The 26,382-nt window shown below is 71.6% G+C and carries 24 protein-coding genes; 14 read left to right on the forward strand and 10 right to left on the reverse strand.

The genetic code is table 11. The features are described 5' to 3' along the window. From ACFXDJ_RS16200 to ACFXDJ_RS16210, 3 genes are all read right to left on the reverse strand, one after another. Positions 1-1,767 (reverse strand): glycosyltransferase family 2 protein, encoded by a 1,767-nt coding sequence (locus ACFXDJ_RS16200; protein WP_384849268.1) that lies wholly within the window; start codon positions 1,765-1,767, stop codon positions 1-3. A 160-nt stretch (positions 1,768-1,927) separates the two neighbouring features. Then, entirely contained in the window at positions 1,928-2,224 is a 297-nt protein-coding gene (locus ACFXDJ_RS16205) for an MTH1187 family thiamine-binding protein (protein WP_371617955.1), read from the reverse strand. Further along, positions 2,221-2,565 (reverse strand): DUF3817 domain-containing protein, encoded by a 345-nt coding sequence (locus tag ACFXDJ_RS16210; protein WP_384657513.1) that lies wholly within the window; start codon positions 2,563-2,565, stop codon positions 2,221-2,223. The genes ACFXDJ_RS16205 and ACFXDJ_RS16210 overlap by 4 nt, the downstream gene beginning before the upstream one ends. A 190-nt stretch (positions 2,566-2,755) precedes the next feature. Between ACFXDJ_RS16210 and ACFXDJ_RS16215 the strand changes: the two genes are divergently transcribed. The 5 genes from ACFXDJ_RS16215 to ACFXDJ_RS16235 all read left to right on the forward strand — a co-directional run bounded on the left by ACFXDJ_RS16215 (position 2,756) and on the right by ACFXDJ_RS16235 (position 6,178). Further along, positions 2,756-3,394 carry an AIM24 family protein gene (locus tag ACFXDJ_RS16215; RefSeq protein ID WP_384657510.1) on the forward strand — a complete coding sequence of 213 codons (639 nt, stop codon included), beginning with the start codon at positions 2,756-2,758 and terminating at the stop codon, positions 3,392-3,394. Beyond that, entirely contained in the window at positions 3,394-4,044 is a 651-nt protein-coding gene (locus tag ACFXDJ_RS16220) for an AIM24 family protein (protein WP_384657507.1), read from the forward strand. The genes ACFXDJ_RS16215 and ACFXDJ_RS16220 overlap by 1 nt, the downstream gene beginning before the upstream one ends. A gap of 11 nt (positions 4,045-4,055) precedes the next feature. Continuing rightward, on the forward strand, positions 4,056-4,859 hold the full coding sequence (locus tag ACFXDJ_RS16225; RefSeq protein ID WP_384657546.1) for an AIM24 family protein: 804 nt from the start codon (positions 4,056-4,058) through the stop codon (positions 4,857-4,859). A gap of 86 nt (positions 4,860-4,945) precedes the next feature. After that, a complete protein-coding gene (locus ACFXDJ_RS16230; protein WP_384657543.1) occupies positions 4,946-5,422 on the forward strand; it encodes a MarR family winged helix-turn-helix transcriptional regulator in 477 nt (158 codons plus the stop codon). 123 nt (positions 5,423-5,545) lie between these two features. Continuing rightward, the gene (locus tag ACFXDJ_RS16235) at positions 5,546-6,178 is read left to right on the forward strand and encodes a PepSY domain-containing protein (protein ID WP_384657504.1); all 633 of its coding nucleotides are present in this window, start codon (positions 5,546-5,548) and stop codon (positions 6,176-6,178) included. Between the two features lie 74 nt (positions 6,179-6,252). On the opposite strand, the gene ACFXDJ_RS16240 is transcribed toward ACFXDJ_RS16235, so the two are convergent. The 3 genes from ACFXDJ_RS16240 to ACFXDJ_RS16250 all read right to left on the reverse strand — a co-directional run bounded on the left by ACFXDJ_RS16240 (position 6,253) and on the right by ACFXDJ_RS16250 (position 8,645). Beyond that, entirely contained in the window at positions 6,253-6,327 is a 75-nt protein-coding gene (locus ACFXDJ_RS16240; RefSeq protein ID WP_099895366.1) for a 50S ribosomal protein bL37, read from the reverse strand. Positions 6,328-6,367: 40 nt separating this feature from the next. Continuing rightward, entirely contained in the window at positions 6,368-7,366 is a 999-nt protein-coding gene (meaB, locus tag ACFXDJ_RS16245) for a methylmalonyl Co-A mutase-associated GTPase MeaB (protein ID WP_384849303.1), read from the reverse strand. Positions 7,367-7,448: 82 nt separating this feature from the next. After that, positions 7,449-8,645 (reverse strand): acetyl-CoA C-acetyltransferase, encoded by a 1,197-nt coding sequence (locus ACFXDJ_RS16250; protein WP_384657501.1) that lies wholly within the window; start codon positions 8,643-8,645, stop codon positions 7,449-7,451. Between the two features lie 137 nt (positions 8,646-8,782). Between ACFXDJ_RS16250 and mce the strand changes: the two genes are divergently transcribed. Then, positions 8,783-9,220, forward strand: coding sequence for a methylmalonyl-CoA epimerase (mce, locus tag ACFXDJ_RS16255; protein WP_384657499.1), 438 nt, complete (start codon positions 8,783-8,785; stop codon positions 9,218-9,220). Positions 9,221-9,229: 9 nt separating this feature from the next. Here the strand turns inward: mce and ACFXDJ_RS16260 are convergent, their stop codons facing one another. After that, positions 9,230-10,444, reverse strand: coding sequence for an RNA-guided endonuclease InsQ/TnpB family protein (locus ACFXDJ_RS16260; protein ID WP_384849271.1), 1,215 nt, complete (start codon positions 10,442-10,444; stop codon positions 9,230-9,232). A 303-nt stretch (positions 10,445-10,747) separates the two neighbouring features. On the opposite strand from ACFXDJ_RS16260, the gene scy reads away from it, so the two are divergent. The 6 genes from scy to ACFXDJ_RS16290 all read left to right on the forward strand — a co-directional run bounded on the left by scy (position 10,748) and on the right by ACFXDJ_RS16290 (position 20,633). Beyond that, the gene (gene scy / locus ACFXDJ_RS16265; RefSeq protein ID WP_384849274.1) at positions 10,748-15,337 is read left to right on the forward strand and encodes a polarized growth protein Scy; all 4,590 of its coding nucleotides are present in this window, start codon (positions 10,748-10,750) and stop codon (positions 15,335-15,337) included. Between the two features lie 201 nt (positions 15,338-15,538). After that, entirely contained in the window at positions 15,539-16,477 is a 939-nt protein-coding gene (locus ACFXDJ_RS16270; RefSeq protein WP_384658720.1) for a cellulose-binding protein, read from the forward strand. A gap of 106 nt (positions 16,478-16,583) precedes the next feature. After that, positions 16,584-17,633, forward strand: coding sequence for an ATP-binding cassette domain-containing protein (locus ACFXDJ_RS16275; RefSeq protein ID WP_384658721.1), 1,050 nt, complete (start codon positions 16,584-16,586; stop codon positions 17,631-17,633). Positions 17,634-17,635: 2 nt separating this feature from the next. Then, positions 17,636-18,412, forward strand: coding sequence for an ABC transporter permease (locus ACFXDJ_RS16280; RefSeq protein WP_384658735.1), 777 nt, complete (start codon positions 17,636-17,638; stop codon positions 18,410-18,412). A gap of 149 nt (positions 18,413-18,561) precedes the next feature. Further along, positions 18,562-19,767, forward strand: a complete 1,206-nt coding sequence (locus ACFXDJ_RS16285; protein WP_384849278.1) for an ABC transporter ATP-binding protein — start codon at positions 18,562-18,564, stop codon at positions 19,765-19,767. Next, positions 19,764-20,633 carry an ABC transporter permease gene (locus tag ACFXDJ_RS16290; RefSeq protein ID WP_384658725.1) on the forward strand — a complete coding sequence of 290 codons (870 nt, stop codon included), beginning with the start codon at positions 19,764-19,766 and terminating at the stop codon, positions 20,631-20,633. Before ACFXDJ_RS16285 ends, ACFXDJ_RS16290 begins: the two co-directional genes overlap by 4 nt. 16 nt (positions 20,634-20,649) lie before the next feature. On the opposite strand, the gene ACFXDJ_RS16295 is transcribed toward ACFXDJ_RS16290, so the two are convergent. Continuing rightward, a complete protein-coding gene (locus ACFXDJ_RS16295) occupies positions 20,650-20,991 on the reverse strand; it encodes an ATP/GTP-binding protein (protein ID WP_384658727.1) in 342 nt (113 codons plus the stop codon). Between the two features lie 294 nt (positions 20,992-21,285). Here ACFXDJ_RS16295 and ACFXDJ_RS16300 point away from each other — a divergent pair, with 294 nt between their 5' ends. Continuing rightward, complete coding sequence (locus tag ACFXDJ_RS16300) at positions 21,286-22,326, forward strand: LLM class flavin-dependent oxidoreductase (RefSeq protein WP_384849281.1); 1,041 nt, start codon at positions 21,286-21,288, stop codon at positions 22,324-22,326. A 101-nt stretch (positions 22,327-22,427) separates the two neighbouring features. Here the strand turns inward: ACFXDJ_RS16300 and ACFXDJ_RS16305 are convergent, their stop codons facing one another. After that, complete coding sequence (locus ACFXDJ_RS16305) at positions 22,428-22,820, reverse strand: SCO5389 family protein (protein WP_069921977.1); 393 nt, start codon at positions 22,818-22,820, stop codon at positions 22,428-22,430. A gap of 219 nt (positions 22,821-23,039) precedes the next feature. On the opposite strand from ACFXDJ_RS16305, the gene nucS reads away from it, so the two are divergent. Next, a complete protein-coding gene (gene nucS / locus ACFXDJ_RS16310; protein ID WP_384658731.1) occupies positions 23,040-23,711 on the forward strand; it encodes an endonuclease NucS in 672 nt (223 codons plus the stop codon). Positions 23,712-23,868: 157 nt separating this feature from the next. Here the strand turns inward: nucS and ACFXDJ_RS16315 are convergent, their stop codons facing one another. Next, on the reverse strand, positions 23,869-26,274 hold the full coding sequence (locus ACFXDJ_RS16315; protein ID WP_384849284.1) for an ATP-binding protein: 2,406 nt from the start codon (positions 26,272-26,274) through the stop codon (positions 23,869-23,871). Positions 26,275-26,382: the final 108 nt, after the last annotated feature.

Consider the following 26,382-nt stretch of genomic DNA (forward strand, 5'->3'; position numbering starts at 1 on the left):
TCAGTTCCCCCCGGTCGCCGCGAATGCCGGTTCCGGCTCCCCGCCCGGCTCGGTGCTCCCGCGGCGGGGCGGCCGGCGGCCCCGGCCCCGGTCCCGTACGGCCGTGGTCCCCCACACGGCGAGCGGGGCGAGGGCCACGGCCAGGGCGAGCACCGCCCAGACGCGCATGGCCGCGTGCGTGTGCCCGTAGCGCACGGAGGCCGCGAGGGAGGCGGCGAGGACGGCGGCCCAGCAGAGGTGGATCCGGAAGGTGGCCGGCCGGTCGGGGCTGGCGTCGCCGCCCTTGGGGGTGACGACGAAGCGGCCCCTGGTGTGCAGGACGGCCGAGCCGAGGGACTTGAGGTAGACGGGGGCGCAGATCGCGGACATCGCCATGCCGGCCAGGCCGCCGGAGCCGGCGGGTTCGTGGGGCGAGACGTTGTGGCGGCGGTTCCACAGGTACAGGCCGACCTGGAGGGCGGCGGCGTCGGTGTAGAGCATCAGCCAGACCTCGGAGGAGACCTGGGTGCCGGAGGCGCCGAACCACAGGAAGAGGACGCAGCTGAGGACGCCGAGCATCCAGTTGACGGCCGTCATCGGGTAGTAGACGAGCATCAGCGTGTAATTGAGCCAGCGGCCCGGGGGCATCCGGAAGCAGCCCCGCCAGTACTGCCGCAGGAGGGTCTCGTAGGTGCCCCGCGACCAGCGCAGCTGCTGGGTGAAGAAGTCGGTCCAGGAGGTCGGGCCCTCCCCCACGGCCAGCACGTCGGGGGTGTACACGGAACGCCAGAACCGCCCGGTGGCGGGGTTGCGGCGGCGGTGCAGTTCGAAGCCGGTGGCCATGTCCTCGGTGACGGAGTCGTAGAGCCCGCCGACCTGCTTCAGGGCGCTGACGCGTACGGCGTTGTTGGTGCCGACGAACATGGGGGCGCCGTAGCGGTTGCCCGCGCGCTGGATCAGGGCGTGGAAGAGGTACTGCTGGGATTCGGCGGCCTTGGTGACCGGGGCGGTGTAGTTGCCGTAGACCTGCGGGCCGACGACGAAGGCGGTGTCGGGGTCCCGGAAGAAGCCGAGCATCCGCTCCAGGTAGTTCGGGAGCGGTACGTGATCGGTGTCCACACAGGCGAGGTAGTCGTACTCCTCGCCGTGCCGGGCCAGCCAGGCGTTGTAGTTGCCGTGCTTGGTCCTCGCCCGGTGGGCCCCCTTCGCGGTGTTCCACTCGGCCACCCCCTTGCGGGTGAAGTGGCGCACGCCGAGTTCCGCGCACAGGGCCCTGGCCCCGGGATCGTCGCCCTCGTCGAGGAGCCAGACGTCGAGCGGCCCCCCGTGGCGGACGCGCACGGCCCCGCGCAGGGTGGCCGCGGCCATCGCCAGGGGTTCCTTGCCGGGCACGTAGGTGGTGAGGAAGGCGACCCGGGTACCGGGTTCGGCGGGGACCGGGACGGGGTCGCGGGCGACCATCGTGGCGTGGGCGATCGAGACCACGTTGACCAGCATGAAGAGCATGATCAGGGCGATGGAGCCGAGCATCACGGAGTCGAGGCGGACCAGCCAGGGCTCGCCGCCCTCGCGGACGGTCCAGTGCGAGGGCCAGACGAGGTAGAGGAGCAGACCGGCGGCGGCGAGGGGGGCGAGCGTCATGAGGGCGACGGCCCGTATTCGGGCCCGCGGCTCCTCGCGCGAGAGCAGCGAGCGGTAGGTGACGCGGTAGGCGGCGGTGGGATCCGGCTCCTCGAACGGGCCGGCGAGACGGCTGTGGGTCTCGTAGTCGAAGCCTTCCGGCCGCACGGTCCCTCCAGTACTCGAACCGAGGTTGATATCCCAACGAAAGGGGACGTTCCTCAGCGTGTCGAACTGGATTCGGCCGACCGGGCGGTTCCGACGAGCGGGACGCGCACAGGGCCGTACGGGTACGCGTGCCGTACGGGCACCCTTGCCTCGGGCGCGGTCAGCCCTGGGCGAGGTGCCGCTCGATGGTCTCCATCTTGGAGGTCATCCCGTCGGTGACGCCCGGGCGGATGTCGGCCTTGAGGATGAAGGAGACGCGGGGGGCGCGCGCCTCCACGGCCTCCACCGCGCGCTTGACCACGTCCATCACCTCGTCCCACTCGCCCTCGATCGTGGTGAACATGGCGTCCGTGCGGTTCGGCAGCCCGGACTCCCGTACGACGCGGACGGCGTCGGCCACGTACTCGCCAACCTCTTCGCCGACGCCCAGCGGGGTCACCGAGAAGGCGATCATCATGCGCGGGCCGCCTCGCGGGCGCGGGCCGCGAGCACGCTGGCCGACTCGTCGCGCTTGAGCAGCCGGTCGCCGTAGAGCCCGCCGAAGGGCAGCAGCGCCAGCAGGAAGAACAGCGCGACCTTCTTCAGCGGCCACTTCGCCTTGTTCCAGACGTCCAGCAGGAACACCGCGTAGATGACGAACAGGATCCCGTGGAGGATGCCGAGCGGCATCATCAGGTAGTCGATGTCCGAGATCCGGCTCAGCAGCGAGCCGAAGATCAGCAGGGCCGGGAACGACAGCGCCTCGGGTACAGAGATGAGGCGCAGCCGGTGCAGGGCGGAGGCGGTCTTGATGTCCACGTGGAACCTTCGGGGTGGAGGCCGGGGGTCCGTCCCAGTGTCTCAGCCACCCCGGGCGATCTTTCCCCGGGGCCCGGCCGGGTGACCGGGGCCCGGTCAGGGCCCTCTTTCCGGTCGGAACCGACCATTCCAGGCCGATATCGGCCAACGGGCCCTGTTCGGCCCCGCCCGCTGCCGATAACGTCTTCCCGTGGCTCAGTTCAGACTCCAAGGCAGCAAGGTGCTCGCCGTCGACCTGACCGGGGACGCCGTCAAAGCAAAGAACGGCGCCATGGTCGCGTACGACGGCCAGATGGCCTTCAAGAAGTTGACCGGCGGGGGCGAAGGCCTCCGCGGCATGGTGACCCGGCGGCTCACCGGCGAGCAGATGACCGTGATGGAAGTGCAGGGTCACGGCACCTGCTTCTTCGCCGACCGGGCGAGCGAGATCAATCTGGTCAATCTGCGCGGCGAGAAGCTGTACGTCGAGTCCAGCAACCTGCTGTGCACCGATGCCGGCCTGCGCACCGGCACCACCTTCACCGGACTGCGCGGCGCCACGACGGGCAACGGCCTGTTCACGACGACCGTCGAGGGCAACGGGCAGGCGGCGATCACCTCCGACGGCCCCGCGGTGGTGCTGCGCGTCAGCTCCCAGTACCCGCTCTCCGTCGACCCGGGGGCGTACGTCGCGCACACCGGGAACCTCCAGCAGTCCTTCCAGTCGGGGATCAACTTCCGCACCCTGATCGGCGAGGGCTCGGGCGAGGCCTTCCAGATCCGTTTCGAGGGCGAGGGCCTGGTCTACGTGCAGCCCAGCGAGCGCAACACCATCGGGGGCGACATCTGATGCCGTTCCGCGAGATCAACTCCAAAGTGGTCGAGGCCCAGGTCGTACCGGGGCAGAAGATGTACAGCCAGCGCGGCGCGATGCTCGCGTACCGCGGCGAGGTCTCCTTCACCCCGAGCCTGACCGGCGGCCAGGGCGGCGTGATGGGCATGATCGGGCGCCGCGTGGCGAACGAGCAGACCCCGCTGATGAGCGTCGAGGGCAGCGGCACCGTGATGTTCGGCCACGGCGGCCACCACATCCAGGTGATCAACCTGACCGGCGAGACCCTCTACGTGGAGGCGGACCGGCTCCTGGCCTTCGACGGCACCCTCCAGCAGGGCACGATGTTCATGGGCTCGCAGGGCGGCGTCATGGGCATGGTGCGCGGCCAGGTCACCGGCCAGGGCCTGTTCACCACCACCCTCAAGGGCCACGGCTCGGTGGCCGTGATGGCCCACGGCGGGGTCATCGAACTCCCGATCACCCCGCAGCGGCCGGTCCACGTGGACCCGCAGGCCTACGTCGCCCACCACGGCGAGGTCCGCAACAAGCTCTCCGCGGCGCTGGGCTGGCGGGACATGGTCGGGCGCGGCTCGGGCGAGGCGTTCCAGCTGGAGCTGTCCGGGCAGGGCGCGGTGTACGTACAGGCCTCGGAGGAGAAGCTGTGAACTTTGGTCCCGTGACCGGTGGACCGGGGGGCCCGACGGTCTTCGACCCGTACAGCCTGCCGTCCGACGACAACGTCAACGCCTACACCTTCTGCGTGGAGCTCAAGGGGAACCAGTGGTTCCTGCAAAAGGGCAAGATGATCTCGTACTACGGGCGCATCGAGTTCAACGGCATCGGCCACGGCCGCTTCGACCGGCTGCTGCGCACCAGCTTCCACTCGCCGCTGCACGCGAGCGACTGGGTGGTGGCCGAGGGGCAGGGCAAGATGCTGCTCGCCGACCGGGCCTTCGACGTGAACTCGTACGACCTGGACAACGGAAACCTGACCATCCGGTCGGGCAACCTGCTCGCCTACCAGCCCACTCTCGCGCTGAAGCAGTCGATCGTCCCGGGATTTCTCACCTTGATCGGAACCGGGAAGTTCGTGGCGGCGTCAAATGGACCGGTGGTGTTCATGGAACCGCCGCTGCGCGTGGACCCGCAGGCGCTGGTGGGGTGGGCGGACTGCCCCTCCCCCTGCCATCACTACGACCACGGGTACATGTCGGGCGTGATCGGCGGCCTGCGCTCGCTGACGGGCATCGGGGGCTCCTCGGGCGAGGAGCACCAGTTCGAGTTCGTCGGGGCCGGGACGGTGCTCATGCAGTCCTCGGAGATGCTGATGGCGGACAAGGCGATCGGCGCCGTGGGCGCCGGGGCGGCCTCGGGCAACCAGCAGGGCGTGCCGGGGGCCGGCCAGGGTCCGCTCGGGCAACTGGGCGTGCCCCGGATGCCCGGACAGCTGGGCGATCTCCAGCGGCGGCTCGGCCTGTAGCCCCCGCCGGGATCCCATGAGCCCCCACCCCGTCCTCATCTTTGTACGCAATTCAACTTCTTAGGTAGAGTTCTTTCATGGAGACCATCGAGACCGAGACGGCCACCCAGTGGCTGAACGACGCCGAGCAGTGCGCGTGGCGCACCCACCTGGACGTCAGCAGACTGCTGATGCACCAGCTGGAAAAGGATCTCCAGCCCTTCGGACTGACCAACAACGACTACGAGATCCTGGTGAACCTCTCGGAGTCCGAGGACCACCGGATGCGGATGAGCGACCTGGCGACGTCGACCCTCCAGTCCAAGAGCAGGCTCTCCCACCAGATCACCCGGATGGAGGCGGCGGGGCTGGTCCGCCGCGTGAACTGCGAGTCCGACCGGCGCGGGCTGTACGCCGTCCTCACCCCGGAGGGCATGGAGACCATGCGCAAGGTCGCCCCGCACCACGTGGCGTCCGTCCGCCGGCACTTCATCGACCTGCTCCCGCCGGATGCCCTCTCGGCTCTACGCGCGTCCCTCGGGCCCGTCGCCGAGCACCTGCGGGCGGATCGCGGCAAGGCCTGACCGGCCTGACCTCGTAAACGCGCGGTCCTCGGCGGCGGCCCGGAGAATGGGTGGTAACGCTCGCTCGCCGGCCGCTCGCCGAGCAACCGTAAGCGCTCTGGCCGGCCTGAGGAGGTCCAAGCCATGAAGCGCACGCACAACCGCACGCTGTACGTCTCGTCGGCCGCGGCCGTGGTCCTGTTGCTCGGGGGCCCGGTGGCGGCCGCCGCCGCATCCACCACCGCGGACGCGGCCAGAACCGCCCCCGTCGTCTCCGCCGCACTACAGCGGGCCGGGGTCGACGCCGACGGGGCCGCCACGGCGGCCCTGCAGAAGTACCCCGGGACCGTGGAGTCCCTCGACAAGGACGGCTCCGTCTGGCACGTCGACGTCATCGGCAAGAACGGCGGCTACGCCGAGGTGATCGTCGACGGGACCACCGGCTCGGCCACGGTCGGGAACACCGAGCAGAACAACGACAACGGCAACGAGTACGCCGCTCTGCTCGCCGCGAAGTACAACGCCCAGCAGGCCATGAAGGCGGCCGTCGCCGCCTATCCGGGGAAGGTCTGGTCGGTGAGCTGGGACAGCAACGACAACGGCGACAACGGGAACGGCAACAACAACCGCCGCTACTGGGACGTCGAGATCAAGTCCGGTGACCGCACCACGAACGTGCACGTCGACCCCACGTCGGGCAAGGCCACCGCGTCCAACTCCGACTCGAACGACAACTACGGCAACAACAACGACAACAGCGACAACCAGAACAACTAGGGCAGGACATGCCGAAGCCGCACCCCGTGGACGGGGTGCGGCTTCCGCGTGTGGTCGGTTCTCCGGCGGGACGGTCAGGCGTTGGGACGCTTGCCGTGGTTCGCCTTCTTCTTCTTGCGGGCTCGCTTCTTGTTGCCGCGCTTCGCCATGAAACCTCCCTGCGTTGGGGCATTCCGGGCGTTCGCCAGTCTATGACCGGCCCGTCGGCTCCGCATCCGGTTCCGTCGGTTCCGTCGGTTCCGTCAAGGAGGCCAGCAAAGCGTCCGCCGCCGCGTACGGGTCCAGCCCGCCCGCGGCCACCCGCGCCGCCAGGCCGTCGAGCCGGGCGTTGCCGTGCAGATCGGCCAGGCGCGCCCGTAGCGCGGTGATCGCGATCGTCTCGACCTCGCGCGCCGCCCGCGCCGTGCGGCGCTCCGCCAGCACCCCGCGCTCGTCCATCCAGGCCCGGTGCTTCTCCAGGGCCTCGACCAGCTCGTCGATGCCCGTGCCCCGGGCGGCGACCGTCTTGACGATCGGCGGCCGCCAGTCGCCCTTGGCCCGGGACTCCCCCAGGCCCAGCATGTGGTTGAGCTCCCGGGCGGTGGCGTCCGCTCCGTCCCGGTCGGCCTTGTTCACCACGTAGACGTCGCCGATCTCCAGGATTCCCGCCTTCGCGGCCTGGATCCCGTCGCCCATCCCGGGGGCCAGCAGCACCACCGAGGTGTCGGCCTGGGCGGCGATCTCCACCTCCGACTGCCCGACCCCGACCGTCTCGACCAGGATCACCTCGCAGCCGGCCGCGTCCAGCACCCGGATCGCCTGCGGGGCCGCCCAGGCGAGACCGCCCAGGTGGCCCCGGGTGGCCATGGACCGGATGTACACCCCCGGGTCGGAGGCGTGGTCCGACATGCGCACCCGGTCGCCGAGGAGCGCGCCGCCAGAGAAGGGCGAGGACGGGTCGACGGCGAGGACGCCGACCCGCTTGCCGGCCTGGCGGTACGCGGAGACCAGCGCCGAGGTGGTCGTGGACTTGCCGACGCCCGGCGACCCCGTCAGCCCCACCACGTACGCGTTGCCGGTGAGGGGGGCGAGCGCCGCCATCACCTCGCGCAGCTGCGGGGACGCCCCCTCGACCAGCGAGATCAGCCGGGCGACCGCTCGCGGCCTGCCCTCACGGGCCTGCGCCACCAGCTGGGGGACGTCCACCACCGTCATTCTTGCTGCACTCCTCGCTTGTCGCGGGTCTCGTACGGGATACGGGTGCGGGTGGGCGGCTGCGAACAGCCGACCACTACGGGACGCGGACGATCAGGGCGTCGCCCTGGCCGCCGCCACCGCACAGCGCGGCCGCGCCGACCCCGCCGCCGCGGCGCTTGAGCTCCAGCGCCAGGTGCAGCACCACACGGGCGCCGGACATGCCGATCGGGTGCCCCAGGGCAATGGCGCCGCCGTTGACGTTCACCTTTTCCGGGGTCACTCCGAGGTCCTTCATTGACTGCACGGCGACCGCCGCGAAGGCCTCGTTGATCTCGATGAGGTCCAGGTCCTCGACGCCCAGGCCCTCCTTCTTCAGGGCGTGCAGGATCGCGTTGGACGGCTGCGACTGGAGCGAGTTGTCCGGGCCGGCCACGTTGCCGTGGGCGCCGATCTCGGCGAGCCACTCCAGGCCCAGCTCCTCCGCCTTGGCCTTGCTCATCACGACCACGGCGGCGGCGCCGTCGCTGATCTGTGAGGAGGTGCCGGCGGTGATGGTGCCGTCCTTGGTGAAGGCCGGACGCAGCTTGCCGAGGGACTCCACGGTGGTCTCGGGGCGGATGCCCTCGTCCACCGAGAAGACCACCGGGTCGCCCTTGCGCTGCGGGATCTCGACCGGGGTGATCTCGGCCTCGAAGACGCCGTTCTTCTGCGCGGCGGCGGCCCGCTGGTGGGAGGCGGCCGCGAACTCGTCCTGCGGGGCGCGCTCGATGCCCAGCCGGGTGTTGTGCGTCTCGGTGGACAGGCCCATCGGAATGCCCTCGAAGGCGTCGGTGAGGCCGTCGTAGGCCATCGCGTCGAGCATCTCGATGGCGCCGTACTTGAAGCCCTCGCGGGACTTCGGCAGCAGGTGCGGGGCGTTGGTCATCGACTCCTGGCCGCCCGCGACCACGATGTCGAACTCCCCGGCGCGGATGAGCTGGTCGGCCAGGGCGATGGCGTCGAGGCCCGACAGACACACCTTGTTGATGGTGAGCGCGGGCACGTTCATCGGGATTCCGGCCTTGACGGCGGCCTGCCGGGCGGGGATCTGGCCCGCGCCGGCCTGGAGCACCTGGCCCATGATCACGTACTGGACCTGGTCGCCGGAGATCCCGGCCCGCTCCAGCGCGGACTTGATGGCGAAGCCGCCGAGGTCGGCGCCCGAGAAGGACTTGAGCGAGCCGAGCAGCCGTCCCATGGGCGTGCGGGCCCCGGCGACGATCACTGACGTGGTGTTGTTCGTTCCGGACATGGAGCACAGCCCCTTGAAGATGAGGAGTGAACGAGGGTTTACCCGAATGTACTGAGCGGTACCCGTGCCGTCACCGGCCCGTCAGTGTGATCGCGCGCACGTTGCGTAACCACCTCCCGTAGCGCTGCACTGTCCCCATGCTGACAAGAATCGACCACATCGGGATCGCCTGCTTCGACCTGGACAAGACGGTTGAGTTCTACCGTGCCACCTACGGGTTCGAGGTGTTCCACTCCGAGGTCAACGAGGAGCAGGGCGTCCGCGAGGCCATGCTCAAGATCAACGCCACCGACGACGGCGGAGCCTCGTACATCCAGCTCCTGGAACCCACCCGCGAGGACTCCGCGGTCGGCAAGTGGCTGGCCAAGAACGGCGAGGGCGTCCACCACATCGCCTTCGGCACCGCGGACGTCCTGGGCGACTCGGAAGCCATCCGCGGCAAGGGCGTCCGCGTCCTCTACGACCAGCCCCGCACGGGTTCGATGGGCTCTCAGATCACCTTCCTGCACCCCAAGGACTGCCACGGCGTCCTCACCGAACTGGTCACGAGCAGCAGTCAACTACCCCCTCACTGAGGGCTTGCGTTACGGCGCATCACTGGCTGTGGTGCGCCGTACGCGTCCAGCCACCCGCGAGTGCGGGATGGCAGGGGCCGTTGACCGGGCCCCGCTGCGCCACAACGTCAGCGCACGTGCGCGGATGTTGCGGGAGCCGTTGCGGTCTGCGTGATCAACGAATCCGCAGGACCTGCACGCGAAGCGGGCCTGCGAGACCCGGTTCGCCTTGTCGACGTGACCGCACCGGGAACAGGTGCGGGATGTGTACGCGGGATCCACGTACACCACCGGCACCCCCGCCCGGCGGGCCTTGTACGCGATGAACCCGCCGAGCTGGGCGAAGGCCCAGCTGTGCACCATGGCCCGTTGGGGCTTCCTCAGCCGCACCCGTTCACGGATGCCGGTCAGGTTCTCCAGACCGATTCCGCGCCCGGTGCGTGCAGCCTCGGCCACGATGCGTTTGGCGATCTTGTGGTTGATGTCCCGGGTCCGCCGGGCCTCCTTGTGGCGTCTGCGCTGGATGCGCCGCCTGGCGGACTTGGTTCCCTTCCGCTGCAGCTTCGCGCGCAGGTCCCGGTCTCGTCTCCTCAGGCGGTTGAGGTACCGGCCGGCCATGACCTCACCGTCCGAGGTGGTGGCGATGTTGACGATCCCCAGATCCACACCGAGGAAGTCCACCGGAGCGGTGTTCGGCTCGGCCTCGGGCACTTCGCACGTCGCGAGCAGGAACCACGACCCATCGCGGTACAGGAGATCCGACTCGCCTTTGCGGTGCAGGGCAAGAGTGGCGAGCTGTTCCAGGCTGCCCGCGTAGGCGACATCCTTCATCCGCCCACTCGTGGTCCAGATGGAGACGGTCCGCGCGTCCAACTGCCACGACAGCATTCTGTCGTCGTACGGCTGAGCCGCGGCCGCCCGGAACTCGACCGGCATCGCCGAAGCCCGGCGGCGGCGCTCCGATCCGGACGGACCGAGACGCCCGTCCCGCAGATTCGACTTCAACGTCGCGTAGGCGTCGCACGTCTTCTTGATCACATGCTGGGCGGCCTGCGCTCCGAGCCCCCACCGGTCCTTGATCTCGGCGTAGGTGTGCCTGCGCAGGTCGAAATTCCGGTACACGGACCGCTCGACGGCCACCTCGCTCACCCACGAGGCCGCCTCGTTGCAGGCACGCAGGGTCGCCGCGAGCGCCGACTCCTGCGGCGCCGTCGGCAGCAGCTTGACCTGCACCACGAGCTTCACGTCAACGACGGTACGTTCCAGCCCGGACACATGCATTCGAACATCGCAAATCAGCACTCCGCGGACCTGAAGAGCGAATCTCCGCAGGGTCGGTACGCGGGGGTTCCCGCACGAGGGCACTGATGCCCCGTTTCCCCGGCCGGTACAGTGGCTGTTGGCTCGGCCGGGGTTCGGTGCAGACAGGGTCGGGGCCGGTAAGGCCTGCCCCGGTATCTGACACCATTCCCCGGGGGCATCGTTCAGCGGGCGGACGATGCTCATTTGGGAGTCAGCTTGCGACCAGGGGACGGATGGGACCGCGCTGTGCGGGGCTACGAAAGCCAGGAGAGCCATCAGGCCGAGGCCGACCATCTCTCGCGCTTCGAAGCCGAGATGGAGCGGCTGAAGAAGGAGCGCGGGAAGGCCTTCCAGCACGCCGAGGACCTGGGCTACCAGGTCGAGGTGCTGCGCGCCAAGCTCCATGAGGTACGCCGCAATCTGGCGTCCCGCCCCGCATACGACGGCGCGGACATGGGCTACCAGGCGGAGCAGCTGCTCCGCAATGCCCAGATCCAGGCCGACCAGATGCGCTCCGACGCCGAGCGCGAACTGCGCGACGTACGGGCGCAGACCCAGCGCATCCTCCAGGAGCACGCCGAGCACCAGGCGCGCCTCCAGGCCGAGCTGCACGCCGAGGCCGTCAACCGCCGCCAGCGCCTGGACCAGGAGCTCAACGAGCGCCGCCAGACCGTGGAAGCGCACGTCAACGAGAACGTGGCGTGGGCCGAGCAGCTGCGCGCCCGGACCGAGTCGCAGGCCCGCCGGCTCATGGACGAGTCCCGCGCCGAGGCCGAGCAGACCCTGAACGCCGCGCGCGCCGAGGCCACCCGGGTCGCCTCCGAGGCCACCCGCCGGCTCGCCTCCGAGAACGAAGCCTCGCGCGCCGAGGCCGAGTCGACGCTGCTGCGCGCCCGCAAGGAGGCCGAGCGGCTGCTGACCGCCGCCTCCGCGCAGGCCCAGGAGGCCACCGAGCACGCGGAGCGGCTGCGCTCGACCACCACCGCCGAGGCAGAGCAGACCCGCCAGCAGACGATGGACCTGGGCCGGGTCGCCGAACAGCGCACCCAGGAGGCCGACGCGGCCCTACGGGAGGCACGCGCCTCCGCGGAGACGCTGCTGGCCGATGCCAAGGAGAGCGCCGCGCGCCAGCTGGCCTCGGCGGAATCCGTCAACGAGCAGCGCACCCGGACGGCCAAGGAGCAGGTGGCCCGGCTGGTCGGCGAAGCCACCAAGGAAGCCGAGATCCTCAAGGGCGAGGCCGAGCAGGCGCTCGCCGATGCCCGCGCGGAGGCCGACCGGCTGCGCGCCGAGGCCGGCGAGCAGGCCCGTACGGCGGCGTCCGAGGACGCCGCGGCCCAGCTGGCGAAGGCGGCCCGCACCGCCGAGGAGGTCCTGAACAAGGCCTCGGAGGACGCCCGAGCCACCACCCGGGCGGCGTCCGAGGAGGCCGAGCGGATCCGCGGCGAGGCCGAGGCGGAGGCCGAGCGGCTGCGCGCCCAGGCCGCGACCACGGCCGATGAGCTCAAGGGCGCGGCGAAGGACGACACGGAGGAGTACCGGGCCCGTACGGTCGAGCTCCAGGAGGAGGCCCGCCGGCTGCGCGGCGAGGCCGAGCAGCTGCGCGCGGAGGCCGTCGCCGAGGGCGAGCGGATCCGCGGCGAGGCCCGCCGCGAGGCGATCCAGCAGATCGAGGAGGCGGCCCGCACCGCCGAGGAACTGCTGGGCAAGTCCCGGGCCGACGCCGACGAGGTGCGTGCGAGCGCCAACACCGAGGGCGAGCGGGTCCGCGGCGAGGCCGTGGAGCGGGCCACCACCCTGCGCAAGCAGGCCGAGGAGACCCTGGACCGCACCCGCGCCGAGGCCGAGCGGCTGCGCGCGGAGGCCGAGGAGCAGGCCGAATCGGTACGGGCCGAGGCGGACGCCGCGGCAGCCGTGCGGCGCGAGGAGACCGAGCAGGCGCTGGCCGCGAAGCGGGCGGAGGCCGACGAGGAGCTCGTCCGGCTCCACACGGACGCCGAGGGGCGGCTCTCGACGGCCGAGCAGACCCTGCGCGACGCCCGCGCGGCCGCGGAGAACATCCGCAGGGAGACCGCCGAGGAGGGCGAGCGGCTGCGCGCGGAGTCCGCGGAGCGGATCCGCACCCTCCAGGCGCAGTCGGAGGCGGAGGCCGACCAGCTGCGCACGGACGCGGCCGAGGACGCCGGGCGGACCCGCGCGGAGGCCGAGCAGACCGCGGCGCGGCTGACCGGCGAGGCCGAGGCCGAGGCGGAGCGGCTGCGCTCCGAGGCGCAGGAGACCGCCGACCGGTTGCGCGCGGAGGCCAAGGCCGCCGCCGAGCGGGTCGCACAGGAGGCCGCCGAGGCCCTTTCCGCCGCCCAGGAGGAGGCCGCACGGCGTCGCCGGGAGTCCGAGGAGACCCTGGCTTCGGCGCGCACCGACGCGGAGAGCGAGCGGGCGCAGGCCCGCGAGGAGAGCGAGGAGCTCCTCGCCCAGGCCCGCAAGCGTTCCGAGGAGGCCCAGGCCGAGGCGGTCTGGCTCACCGAGGAGGCCGAGCGGCGCGCCTCCGAGGTGGTCGCGGCGGCCGAGGCCACCGCCCAGCAGGTGCGCGAGTCCGTGGCCGGGCTGCACGAGCAGGCCGAGGAGGAGATCGCCGGGCTGCGGAGCGCGGCCGAGCACGCGGCGGAGCGTACGAGGACGGAGGCCGGCGAGGAGGCCGACCGGGTCCGCGGCGACGCCTACGCGGAGCGGGAGCGGGCCACCGAGGACGCGAACCGGATCCGCAGCGAGGCGCGGACCGAGACGGACGCGGCGAAGGCGCTGGCCGAGCGGACGGTGGGCGACGCCATCGCCGAGGCCGAGCAGCTGCGCTCGGACACCGCGGAGTACGCCCAGCGGGTGCGCACGGAGGCCACGGACGCGCTGGCCGCGGCCGAGCGCGATGCCGCCCGTACCAAGGCGGACGCCCGGGACGACGCGAACCGGATCCGCGGCGAGGCCGCGGAGTCCCTGGAGTCCTCGCGCGCCGAGGGCGGCCGCATCGTCTCCGAGGCGACGGCCGAGGCCGAGCGGCTGACGGCCGAGACCGAGGCCGCGAACGCGGTCACGGTGGGCGAGGCGCAGGCCGAGGCCGAGCGGCTCACCGAGGCGGCGCTCTCGGCGGCGGACGACACCCGTGCCGAGGCCGCGGGCACGCTGGACGAAGCCCGTGCGGAGGCCAACCGGCTGCGCACGGAGGCCGCCGAGCAGGCGGACCGGCTCATCACCGAGGCCTCCTCGGAGGCCGAGAAGCTCACCCGCGAGACCCGGGCGGCGAACGAGGCCACGGTCGGCGAGGCCGAGAGCGCCGCCGAGGCCCTGCGCACCGAGGCTTCGGGCACCCTGGACGAGGCCCGCGCCGAGGCGGAGCGGCTCACGGCCCAGGCGGCGCAGACCCTGGCCGGCGCCGAGCGGGACGCGGCCCGGGTCCTGGTCGACGCCCGTACCGAGGGCGACCGGCTGGTCGACGAGACGCGCGTGGCGAACGAGGCCACGGTCGGCGAGGCGCAGGCCGAGGCCGACCGGCTGCGGGCCGAGGCGGCGCGCACCCTGGACGAGGCCCGCGAGGACGGCGGCCGGATCATCGGCGAGGCCACCGCGGAGGCGGACCGCGTCACGGTCGCGGCGAACGAGACCCTGGCGAGCGCCGAGCGGGAGTCGGAGCAGACGCTCGACGAGGCGCGCGCCGAGGCGGGCAGGCTCCGTACCGAGGCCGCGGAGCAGGCCGACCACCTGATCTCCGAGGCGGTCGCGGAGGCGGACCGGCTCACCGAGCAGACCCGCAAGGACAACGAGCGCACGGTCGGCGAGGCCGGGAACGAGGCGGAGCGGCTGCGCGCGGAGGCCTCGGAGTCGCTGGCTTCGGCGCAGGAGCACGCGACCCGCACCCGGTCCGAGGCGGAGCGGGTCAAGGCGGAGGCCGCGACCGACGCCGAGCGGGTACGGGCCGAGGCGCGTGCGGAGTCGGAGCGGCTGCTGGACGAGGCCCGCGAGGAGGCCAACAAGCGCCGCAGCGAGGCCGCGACGCAGGTGGACCGGCTCATCACGGAGGCCTCGTCGGAGGCCGAGAAGCTGACCGGGGACGCGCAGAAGCAGGCCCTGGCCGCCACGACGGCGGCCGAGGAGCAGGCCGACGCGATGGTCGACGCGGCGCGCAAGGAGGCCGCGCGGATCACCTCCGAGGCGACCGTGGAGGGCAACTCCCTGGTGGAGAAGTCCCGTACGGACGCCGACGAGCTGCTGGTCGGGGCGCGTACGGACGCCGCTGCCATAAGGGAGCGGGCGGAGGAGCTGCGGGGCCGCGTCGAGGCGGAGGTCGAGGAGCTGCACGAGCGGGCCCGCCGGGAGTCGGCCGAGCAGATGAAGTCGGCCGGCGAGCGCGTGGACAAGCTGGTGCGGGCGGCGACGGAGCAGAGCGTGGAGGCCGAGTCGAAGGCCAAGGCGCTGGTGTCGGACGCGAGCAGCGAGGCGGGCAAGGTCCGGATCGCCGCGGTGCGCAAGGCGGAGGCGCTGCTCAAGGAGGCCGAGCAGAAGAAGGCGGAGCTGGTGCGGGAGGCCGAGGGCCGGCTCGCGGAGGCGAAGGCGGAGGCCGAGCGGCTGGTCGAGGAGGGCCGGCGCGAGCTGGAGGTCCTGGTCCGGCGGCGCGAGGACATTCAGGCGGAGATCTCCCGTGTCCAGGACGTTCTTGAGGCGTTGGAATCATTCGAGGCGCCTTCGGGCGGCGCGAAGCCCGGGGTCGGCGGCCAGGGCGCGGGGGGCGTGAAGGCCGGTGCGGCAGCGGGTTCCACTCGTTCGGGTGGCAAGACGTCAGACGGCTAGTCAACACACATGAATGTGTGCTCCTGATAGAAGTTCAGGCGGACGAGTGACAAGCATTCTGTCGCCTTGCCACTCAAAAGGGGTGTCATTGTCCAGATCAAACGCGGATTGACTCGATGACACGCCGTCCGGGCGCCTAGGATTCCCCTTAACATCCATCTCCTCACGTAGCACCTCATCGTCTCATTCGACAGGAACCCCATGAGCGACACTTCCTCCCCCTTCGGCTTCGAGCTCGTGCGGCGTGGTTACGATCGCGGTCAGGTGGACGACCGCATCACCAAGCTGGTCTCCGACCGTGACAGCGCCCTAGGACGTATCAACTCTCTGGAAAAGCGGATCGAGGAGCTGCACCTCGAAACGCAGAACGCCCAGGCCCAGGTGAGCGACGCCGAGCCGTCGTACGCCGGCCTCGGTGCCCGGGTCGAGAAGATCCTGCGCCTGGCCGAGGAGGAGGCGAAGGACCTGCGTGAGGAGGCCCGTCGCGCCGCCGAGCAGCACCGCGAGCTGGCCGAGTCGGCCGCCCAGCAGGTGCGCAACGACGCCGAGTCGTTCGCCGCGGACCGGAAGTCGACGGCCGAGGACGAGGGTGTCCGGATCGTCGAGAAGGCCAAGGGTGACGCTTCCACCCTGCGCGCCGAGGCCCAGAAGGACGCGGCCTCCAAGCGCGAGGAGGCCGACGCGCTCTTCGAGGAGACCCGCGCCAAGGCCGCCCAGGCCGCCGCGGACTTCGAGACCAACCTGGCCAAGCGCCGCGAGCAGTCGGAGCGCGACCTGGCCGGCCGTCAGGCCAAGGCCGAGAAGCGCCTCGCGGAGATCGAGCACCGCGCGGAGCAGCTGCGCCTGGAGGCCGAGAAGCTCCGTACGGACGCCGAGCGCCGCGCCCGCCAGACCGTGGAGACCGCGCAGCGCCAGGCCGAGGACATCGTGGCCGACGCCAACGCCAAGGCCGACCGGATCCGCAGCGAGTCCGAGCGCGAGTTGGCGGCACTCACCAACCGCCGCGACTCGATCAACGCGCAGCTCACCAACGTCCGCGAGATGCTGGCGACGCTGACGGGTGCCGCGGTCGCGGCCGCCGCTTCGCCGATCGACGACGAGCCGGTCACCCGCGGCGTTCCGGCGCAGCAGAGCCGCTAGTCGCGGAGCGCCACCGGCCGCGGAGCCGACGGCCGTTTCCTGCCCGAGGGCCCTACGACACCTCCAAGAGGTGGCGTAGGGCCCTCGGGCGTTCTAGCGTGGCGGGATGATCGAGCTTGAGGGCCTTACCAAACGATTCGGCGCGAAGACCGCCGTGGACAACCTCAGCTTCCAGGTCAGACCGGGGGTGGTGACGGGCTTCCTCGGCCCCAACGGGGCGGGCAAGTCCACGACCATGCGCATGATGCTCGACCTCGACAACCCGACCAGCGGTACGGTCCGGATCGACGGGAAGCACTACCGGGACCTGCAGGAGCCACTGAAGTACATCGGGGCGCTGCTGGACGCGAAGGCGATGAACGGCGGTCGCAGCGCGTACAACAACCTGCTCTGCCTCGCCCAGTCGAACCGGATCCCGCGCAGCCGGGTGTCCGAGGTGCTGGATCTCGTCGGCCTGACGGCCGTGGCGAAGAAGAAGTCGAAAGGATTTTCGCTGGGGATGGGCCAGCGGCTCGGGATCGCCTCCGCGCTGCTCGGTGACCCGGAGATCCTCATGTTCGACGAACCCGTCAATGGTCTGGACCCGGAGGGAATTCTCTGGATCCGCAATCTTATGAAGGGGCTCGCGTCCGAGGGAAGAACGATCTTCGTTTCCTCCCACCTGATGAGCGAAATGGCTCTGACCGCGGAGCATTTGGTCGTCATCGGACAGGGAAAGCTGCTGGCCGACCTGTCGATGGCCGATTTCATCCACCAGAACTCCCGCAGTTTCGTGCGCATGCGCTCTCCCCAGCAGGAACGCCTGAAGGACGTGCTGCACGAGGCCGGGATCGACGCCATCAGCGTCCCGGCCACCGGCACGCTGGAGATCGACGGCGTGGGGGCCGAGCAGCTCGGCGAGCTGGCGGCCCAGCACCAGATCGTGCTCCACGAACTCAGCCCGCAGCGGGCTTCACTGGAAGAAGCGTTCATGCGCATGACGGCGGACTCCGTCGAGTACCACGCCCACGCACCGGGGACCCCGGGGTACGGGATCCAGGGGTACGGGGCCCAGGGCGCGCCGGCTCCCGGCATGGCCGCCGACAACCCGTCCCGGCCCGCCGACGTACCCGCGTGGGGCGCCGGCTTCGAGGCGACGCGCAAGGACGGTAAGTGACCATGGCCTTCTCCGCCGTCCTCCAGTCCGAGTGGACCAAGATCCGCTCGGTCGCCTCCACCCTGTGGACGCTGGCCTCCGCCTTCATCGTCACGGTCGGCATCAGCGCCGCGCTGTGCGCGCTGATCAACAACTCCTTCAAGAACATGCCCCCGCAGGAGCAGGCCACCTTCGACCCGACGCTCAGCAGCTTCGCGGGCATGACCCTCGGCCAGCTCGCGCTGATCGTCTTCGGCGTGCTCGTCGTGGGCACCGAGTACAGCTCGGGCATGATCCGCACCTCGCTGGCCGCCGTGCCGCAGCGCGGCAGCTTCCTCTTCGGCAAGCTGCTGGTCGCCACGGGGCTCGCGCTGATCGTGGGCCTGGTCACCAGCTTCGTGTCGTTCTTCCTGGGACAGGCCATCCTGGGCGACCGGAGCATCGGGATCGGGGAGCCGAACGTGCTGCGCGCGGTGATCGGCGCCGGGCTCTACATGGCGATGATCGCGCTGTTCTCCATGGGCGTGGCCACCATGCTGCGCAGCTCCATGCTCTCGCTGGGCATCCTGATGCCGTTCTTCTTCCTGATCTCGAACATCCTCGGGGCGGTGTCGGCGACCCGGAAGGTGGCCCGGTACTTCCCCGACCAGGCCGGTTCGAAGATCATGCAGGTGGTTCCGGGCGCGATGGGCAGCGATCCGGTGCCCTACAGCCCCTGGGGCGGGTTCGGGATCATGGCCCTGTGGGTGCTCGCCGCCGTGCTCGGGGGCTACCTGGTCCTCAAGAAGAGGGACGCCTGAGGTACTGGGGCCTGAGGTACTACGGGGGATTCCCGGGTCGGTTCTCAGGGGTGGGTCAGGGTCGGGGACGAGGTGGAACCGTAGGAGACTGGATATCCTCTTAACCCTTACAGGGCGAACGTCGTCCCGGCCTGGCAAGGGGCAGAGTAATGATCGAGGCAGTCGGCCTGACCAAGCGCTTCGGCGCGAAGACCGCCGTCGACGACCTGTCCTTCCAGGTCAGGCCCGGTCACGTCACGGGATTCCTGGGGCCCAACGGCTCCGGGAAGTCCACCACCATGCGCATGATCCTGGGCCTGGACCGCCCCACCTCCGGCCGGGTCACGATCAACGGCCTGCCCTTCCGCGAGCTGCCCAACGCCCAGCGGCACGTCGGCGCCCTCCTGGACGCCAAGGCCATGCACGGCGGCCGCCGGGCCCGCACCCACCTCCTGGCGACCGCGCAGCTCTCCGGGATCCCCGAGAAGCGGGTCGACGAGGTGCTGGGCGTCGTGGGACTCCAGGACGTCGCCCGGCAGCGCACGAAGGGCTTCTCGCTCGGCATGGGCCAGCGGCTCGGCATCGCGACCGCCCTGCTCGGCGACCCGGAGGTGCTGCTCTTCGACGAGCCGGTCAACGGCCTCGACCCCGAGGGCATCCTCTGGGTCCGCAATCTGATGCGCCGGCTCGCCGCCGAGGGCCGCACCGTCTTCGTCTCCTCGCACCTCATGAGCGAGATGGCGCTGACCGCCGACCACCTGATCGTGATCGGGCGGGGCCGGCTACTCGCCGACATGAGCACCCAGGACTTCATCACGCACAATTCGGCCGGATTCGCACGGGTCCGCACCGCCGACACCGACCCGCGCGGCTGGGACACCCTGGGCTCCGTCCTCACCAAGGCGGGCGGCCGGGTGCTCAAGGAGCCCGACGGGGCGCTGCGGGTGACCGGGCTGGAACTGCCCCGGATCTCGGATCTCGCGCACGAATCCGGCGTACGGCTGTGGGAGCTGTCCCCGCACCGGGCCTCGCTGGAAGAGGCGTACATGCGGATGACCCAGTCCTCCGTCGAGTACACCTCCACCGAGGACCCGCGCGCCGAACTGTGGGAGCCGGAGCCGCTCAGCGTCCCCGAGTGGGAGGAGGACGCCGCCGAGGCCCTCCAGGTCCCGCAGGCGGGCTTCTTCGCGCCTCCGCCGCCCGGGGCGGACGGCCGGCCGTTCCTGATGCCCGGCACCCCGGGCGAGCTGGCCGGAGCCGGGGCCGCGCCCGAACCCGTACGCACTCCCCCGCACGACCCCGTGCACACGCCTCCGCACGAGGCCGTGCACACACCTCCGCAGACCCCCGTACACACCCCCGAGGACTCCCGATGACCGCCCCGACGACCACGGACCGGGGGGACCACCGGCAGCCCGAGGGCTACAGCTCGCCGCTGCCGAACCCCAGGCCGCACCTGGGGCACGCGCTGGCCTCGGAGTGGACGAAGCTGACCTCGGTGCGCTCCACGGTGTGGACGCTCGGGTCCCTGGTGCTGCTCGTGGTCGGCATCGGCGGTGCGGTCATCATCCAGACCTCGGCCCCGGACTACGTGCGGATGCCGTTCCCGGCGCCCGCCCTCTTCGGCCTGCTGGTGGGCCAGCTGCCGGTGATGGTGCTCGGGGTGCTCACGGTCACCTCGGAATACGGCACCGGACTGATCCGCACCACCTTCACGGCGGCCCCCGACCGGTACCGGGTGCTCACCGCCAAGTACCTCGTCTTCGGCACCACGGCGTTCCTCGCCATCGCCGGATCGGTCTCGCTGGTCGGGCTGACCGCGTCGATGCTGCGCGGCGGTCCCGGCTCCGGGGTGCACTCGGGCTCCGAGTGGGCCTCGATGCTGCTGGGCAGTTTCTACGTCACCCTGCTCGGCTTGCTGGCCCTGTCGGTCGGGACGCTCGTGCGGCACTCCGCCGGGGCGATCGCCGTCATGCTCGGCATCGTCACGCTGCCGCCGGTGATAGGGGCGGTGCTGAGCATCTGGGAGGCTCTGGCGCCGATCGGCCGGGTCCTGATCGAGTACAACGTGCCGGCGGCACTGATCGAGTTGTTCGGTCTGCCGACCAACGGCGCGACGGACCCCTCCCTCGGCGCCGGTCCGCCGGTCCCGGGGAGCGTCAGTCACATGGTCGTGATCCTGCTGGTGACGGGCTGCACGGTCGCCGCCTCGTACGCGGTGGTCGGCCGCCGGGACGTGTAGGACGCGCTGCCCGGGCTCAGTACTTCGGCGCGTTGCGGGACCGCTGCACCTTGGAGGTGCGGCGGTCCTTCGCGTTCCAGCAGGCCTTGTGCCAGTGCCGGCGGTCGTCGACCCCGCCGTACTCGGGCCAGGCCACCAAGTGCGGGGTGCCGGAGGGGATCTCCTGGTCGCAGCCGGGGCAGCGGTAGCGCTTGCCCGCCGCGCTCGCGCCCGCCACGTGCCGGACCTTCCACTCCTCGCCCTGGTACTCCTCCGTGCGCTCCAGCCCGTACCGGTCCAAGTGCCCCGGGCCCGAGCCCTGGTCCGAACGATCGGCTGGATTCTCGCCGCCCCTGGGGCGGTTGTGGCGCGGTGACACGTATACCTCACGGATGGGCGGACGGCAGTGACTTTCTCTCAGCCTACGCGCAGCGGGCCCCGCTGCCCGCAGGGTGGCTGAAGGACGACCATCAACCGGCCATCGACCGGCCATGGGCCGACCATCGGACCGACCATCCGAAAAGCGGGTGACTGTCCCGACAATCCCAATAACTTTGCCGCCAGGCCGTGCCTTTGGCACGTGTCAGACGTTGTTGCCAAGTAAGGCGTTGTCACCAAGTAGAGAACCGGTCCGCCTGGGGGAGGCCGCGTCAGCCGCGAGGAGGCTAAGGCGATGCGCGTAGGAGCGTTTGTACTGGCAGCCCAGTTCCCGGGCCAGGGACAGGGAGAGGTTCTGCACCGGACGGTGCGGACCGCGGAGGTGGCCGAGGAGGCCGGGCTCGACTCGGTCTGGGTCGCCGAGCACCACTTCGTGCCGTACGGGGTCTGCCCGTCGGCGGTGACCCTCGCGGCCCTGATGCTGGGCCGCACCCGGCGGCTGCGCGTGGGCACCGCGGTGAGCGTGCTGCCGAGCACGCACCCCGTGGCCCTGGGCGAGCAGGCGGCGCTGCTGCACCTGACCTCGGAGGGGCGGTTCACCCTCGGGGTGGGCCGGGGCGGTCCCTGGGTGGACCTCGAAGTCTTCGGCGGCGGGCTCGACGCGTACGAGAACCGCTTCCCGGAGGACCTGGACCTGCTGCGCCGCTGGCTGACGGAACCCCGCGTGGGCACGGCGGCGGCACCCGGGACCGCCGGCGAGCAGCGGTACGGCTTCCGCGAGGTGGCCGTCGTACCTCGTCCGTCGGAATCGCTCGACGGGGACGGGAAGGGGCCGGAAGTGATCGTCGCCTGCACCTCCCCCGCGTCGGTCCGGCTGGCCGCCGAGCGCGGACTGCCGATGCTGCTCGGCATGCACTGCGGTGACGAGGACAAGGCGGAGATGGTCGGGCTGTGGCGGCGTACGGCGCGGGCCGCGGGCCACTCGCCGGAGGCGGCCCACGTATCGGCCGGGGTGTGCCAGCTGGCGGACCGGACGGCGGACGCCCGGGAGACGCTGCTGAAGGCGATGCCGGGCTGGTTCAAGCAGGGCCTGGACGCGCACGTCACCGTGGACGGACGCAAGCGCGCGATGCGGGACCCGGTCGCGTACACGGAGCTGCTGTGCGACCTGCACCCCGTGGGCACCCCGGAGCTGGCGGCGGACCGCCTGGCGGCCACGTCGGAACGTACGGGCATCACCCGGTTCGCCTTGCTGACGGAAGGATCGGGAGACCTCGCCGCGACCGAGGAGAACCTCCGCCGCCTCGGCGCCGAGGTCGTACCCGGGCTCGGCTGAGGCTTGCCCGGTACGGCCGGGGAGACCAGGGCTGCCGCTCCGTTGGCACCGGAGCGGCAGCGGGATACCGGTCACACCGCAGTACGGCAGTACGGGTCCTGCTAACAGTCGCGCAGCTCCGGCGACTGGTTGAGCAGCTGACCCCGGATCGAAGTGAACTTGGCCAGCCGGTCGTCCACCGAGGAATCCAGCGGGAACACCGCTACCCGGTGGCAGTTCTGGAATGCCAGGCGCACTCCGAAGTGGCGCTGCAACGCACCCCGTATCGCATCACTCGCAAGAGCGCGCAGCAGCTGGCCACGCGCCTGCTCGTCCGGCGGCGGCGTCTGGTTGTCGGCGAACTGTCCACCGTCCACCTTGAGCTGAGCCACCAACGAGCTGATCATCTCCCATGCGTAGGGCAGGGAGGTCCGGACGCAGTCGACGAAAGCGGCTTCGTCGACCTCGCCTCGCTCGGCCTGTTCGAGTAGGGCCGGTGAGACGTCGAGCGACATGGGTTCTCCTCTCGCGACCCCGACGGTTTGGTTGCCGGAGTCTTACGGGCAGGGAGGGAGGCCGCGACGCAGCGTGCACGTTCGGCAACCTCCCGCTCACCACGGTAGGCGCCCGGTGGGGACCGCACCAGGAGAATGCGCATACAACGCGCCATCCGCGAAGGGGGCTTTCGGGGGCGAATCGCGTGCAGGGCTCGTCGTCGAGTAGCGTTGCCGACCATGCGTCTCGTCATTGCCCGCTGCTCCGTCGACTACGCGGGCCGGCTCACCGCCCATCTGCCCTCGGCACCCCGTCTGATCCTCGTGAAGGCCGACGGCAGTGTCTCGATCCACGCTGACGACCGGGCGTACAAACCGCTCAACTGGATGTCGCCGCCCTGCACCCTCAAGGAGGGGAGCGGTGACGATGCCGGCGTCTGGACGGTCGTCAACAAGGCGGGTGAGAAGCTCATCATCACCATGGAGGAAGTCCTCCACGACTCCTCCCACGAGCTGGGCACCGACCCCGGCCTGATCAAGGACGGGGTGGAGGCCCACCTCCAGGAGCTCCTGGCAGACCGGATCGACACCCTCGGCGAGGGCTACACGCTGATCCGCCGCGAGTACATGACGGCGATCGGCCCCGTGGACATCCTGTGCCGGGACGCCTCCGGCGCGACGGTGGCGGTGGAGATCAAGCGGCGCGGCGAGATCGACGGAGTCGAGCAGCTCACGCGCTACCTGGAACTCCTGAACCGCGACCCCCACCTGGCGCCGGTGAAGGGCGTCTTCGCCGCCCAGGAGATCAAGCCCCAGGCCCGCGTCCTGGCGAACGACCGCGGCATGGACTGCGTGATCCTCGACTACAACGCGATGCGCGGCATCGAAGACGACAAGCTCCGCCTGTTCTAGATCCAGCCCCGCCGCCTCCAGCCCGGCCGGCTCCAGCCCCGCCACCTCCAGCCTCGCCGCCTCCAGCCTCGCCGGCGTTTGAGGCGCGGGGTCTGGGGCGGAGCCCCAGGGAACGGGCGAAGGGCGGGTAGGGGACAAGCCCCGCAGGGCCCGCCCCTCAGCCCCCGACGGGGCTGGGGCTGATCGACGCCGACGGAGACGCGCTCGCAGAATCCGACGGGCTCGCGCTCGCAGACGGGCTCGCCGTCGGCGATGACGGCGGCGGATCGACCGGCGCCGACGAGTGCGCCGTAGGCGTGGCCGACGGCTTCCGCGACGCCGACCTCCGCGCCGAAGGCGTCGCACTCGGCGCCTCCGAGGGAGAGGCCTCGGAAGACGAGGCGCTCGGCTCCGGCGAAGGATCGTTCCCGCTGGAAGCCGGCCCGCTCGGCAGCGACTGCGACTCCCGCGCGGTCGGGGTCGTCGCGACCCCCGGCCCCTGCGCCGGCGGCGCCGCCTCGTCGCTCGCGGTCATCGCCAGCGCGACCACCGTGCCGAGCGCCACCACCGTCAACGCCCCGGCCACGGCCAGCAGAACCGTCTTGCGCCTGGATTCCGGCTTCGGACCGGTCTCGGGAAGCACCGCGTCCGGCTCGGGCGTGAGCGGGAACGCGTCCTCGAACACCTCCGCCAGCGTGGACGCCGCAACCGCACCCGCCGGAGCGATCGCCGGTACGACCGTGGTCACCGCCTCCGAAGTCGGGGCAGCCGCCGTGACAGGGCTCAGCGGAGTCGTCACCGCGGTAACGGCAGAAACGGCGGAAACAGGTGCCACAGGAGACGCAAGCGGCCGCCCCGCCCCAACCGACCCGACTGCCCCGGACGGCACAGCCCCGGACGGCCCCGCACCGGAAGCGGCAGCCCCAGCCGCAGCCCCAACCACCGGCGGAGCCAACCGCAGCGGCGGCGACACCACCACCCCCGCCTCCCGGTCGGTGACCAGCGCCAGCGCCCGCCGCCCGGCCACGGTGCCCCGCTTGTCGGCGAGGGCCCCGCGCAGCCCGATCGAGGTCTCCAGCTCCGCCCGCGCCCGGTCGAGCCGCCCCTCGCACAGGGCCAGTACCCCGAGCTCGTGGTGGAAGTACGCCTGTTCCGCGACCTCCCCCGCCTTGCGCGCGGCCTCCGCGCCCGAGCGCAGCACCCGCTCCCACGCCTCCCAGTGCAGCGAGGCCGCGAACGCCGGGGCGGCCGTCCGCGCCAGCAGCACCGCGGCCACCACATCGGCTCCGGCCAGCGCCGCGAGCACCGCGTCGGCCTCCGCCGCGACCCGCTCCGGGGTCACCGAGGTGTGCCCGGTCCACCAGGCGTAGTGCCGGGCGGCCGTACGGGCCTCCTCGGCCGCGGAGTCCCCGTACCCGGCCTCCTCCAGCTGTCGCGCGACCCCGGCGGCCAGCCGGTAGCGCGTTCCGACCGGGCTCAGCAGCCCGCAGGCGAGCAGCTCCCCCACCGCCGTGTCTGCGTGCGTGTCCCCGACCAGCGCCGGCAGGTGCGCGTGGTGCGGCAGTTCCCCGCCCAGCGCGCAGGCGATCCGCAGCGCGGCCCGCGCCGATTCGCTGACCCGCGAGGCCAGGAGTTCCGCCGGGGCGGCGCCCTCGGCGAGCGTGGGCAGGGGGACGAAGGCGGCGTCGCGCGGCCGTTCTTCGAAGACTCCGGGCTCCTCGTCCTCGTCCTCGGAGCCGGACCGGTTCAGCTCGTCGCGCCGGCGCAGCAGCGCGGCGGCCTGGACGAAGCGCAGCGGCAGCCCCTCGGAGGCGAAGCGCAGGTCTGCCGCCCAGGCCGTCTCCGCTTCCGTCAGGGCCCGTCCGATGCCCGCTTCGAGCAGGGCCGCGCAGTCGGCGCGGGAGAGCCCGCCGAGGAAGACCTCTTCGAGGTGCGAGTCGTCGGAGGGGGCGCGGGTGTCGGGGGTGGCGGCGAGCAGGTAGGCGCACTCGGGCGTGGCCCGCAGCAGTTCGTCGAGGGCGGGGCCGCCCATGTCGAGGTCGTCGAGGAGGACGACGGCGCCGATCTCCCGGACCCGGGCGAGCAGTTCGGCCCGGTCGGGCCGCTCGGCCGAAGCCTCGTAGACGGTGGTGTAGAGGGCGTGGAGCAGTTCGCCGGGCTGCTGGTGCCCGTACGCGGAGAGCCGTACGACCCCGTCGGGGGCGAGGTCCGCGCAGGCGTCGGCGACGGCGTCGAGCAGCGCCGTGCGCCCGGATCCGGGGGCTCCGGTCAGCCGTACGGAGCGGCCCCGCCCGAGGAGGCGTACGAGGCGCTCGCGCTCCTCCTCGCGGCCGAGCAGCGGGCGGGCGCCGGACGGGGCGCCCGGCGGTACGGGGGGACGCGCGGCGGCCGCCCTGGAGGCGCGGGCGGCGGGCGCGCGCTTGGCGGGTATGCGGGCGGGTTCGCCGCCGGGGCGGTGCGTCGGCTCGATCTCGCTGCCGTCGACGGGGTTCACCGTGAGGGTGAAGTCCCCGGCCGTGAGCGTCACCACCCGTGCGGGTTGTTCCGCCGGGCCGGCCGGCCCCTGAGTGCTGCTGCGGTCCATGACCAAGTCCCCCGATCGCGCCGTGCGCCGTAGTCGCCGTCGTCCTGCCCGGCCTTCGCACACGCCGCTGCCGCTACTGGTCCGGTTTCGCCCGAACCCTAGACCGTG

Source organism: Streptomyces sp. NPDC059443, from assembly GCF_042750105.1.
In the GTDB taxonomy this organism is placed as follows: Bacteria; Actinomycetota; Actinomycetes; order Streptomycetales; family Streptomycetaceae; genus Streptomyces.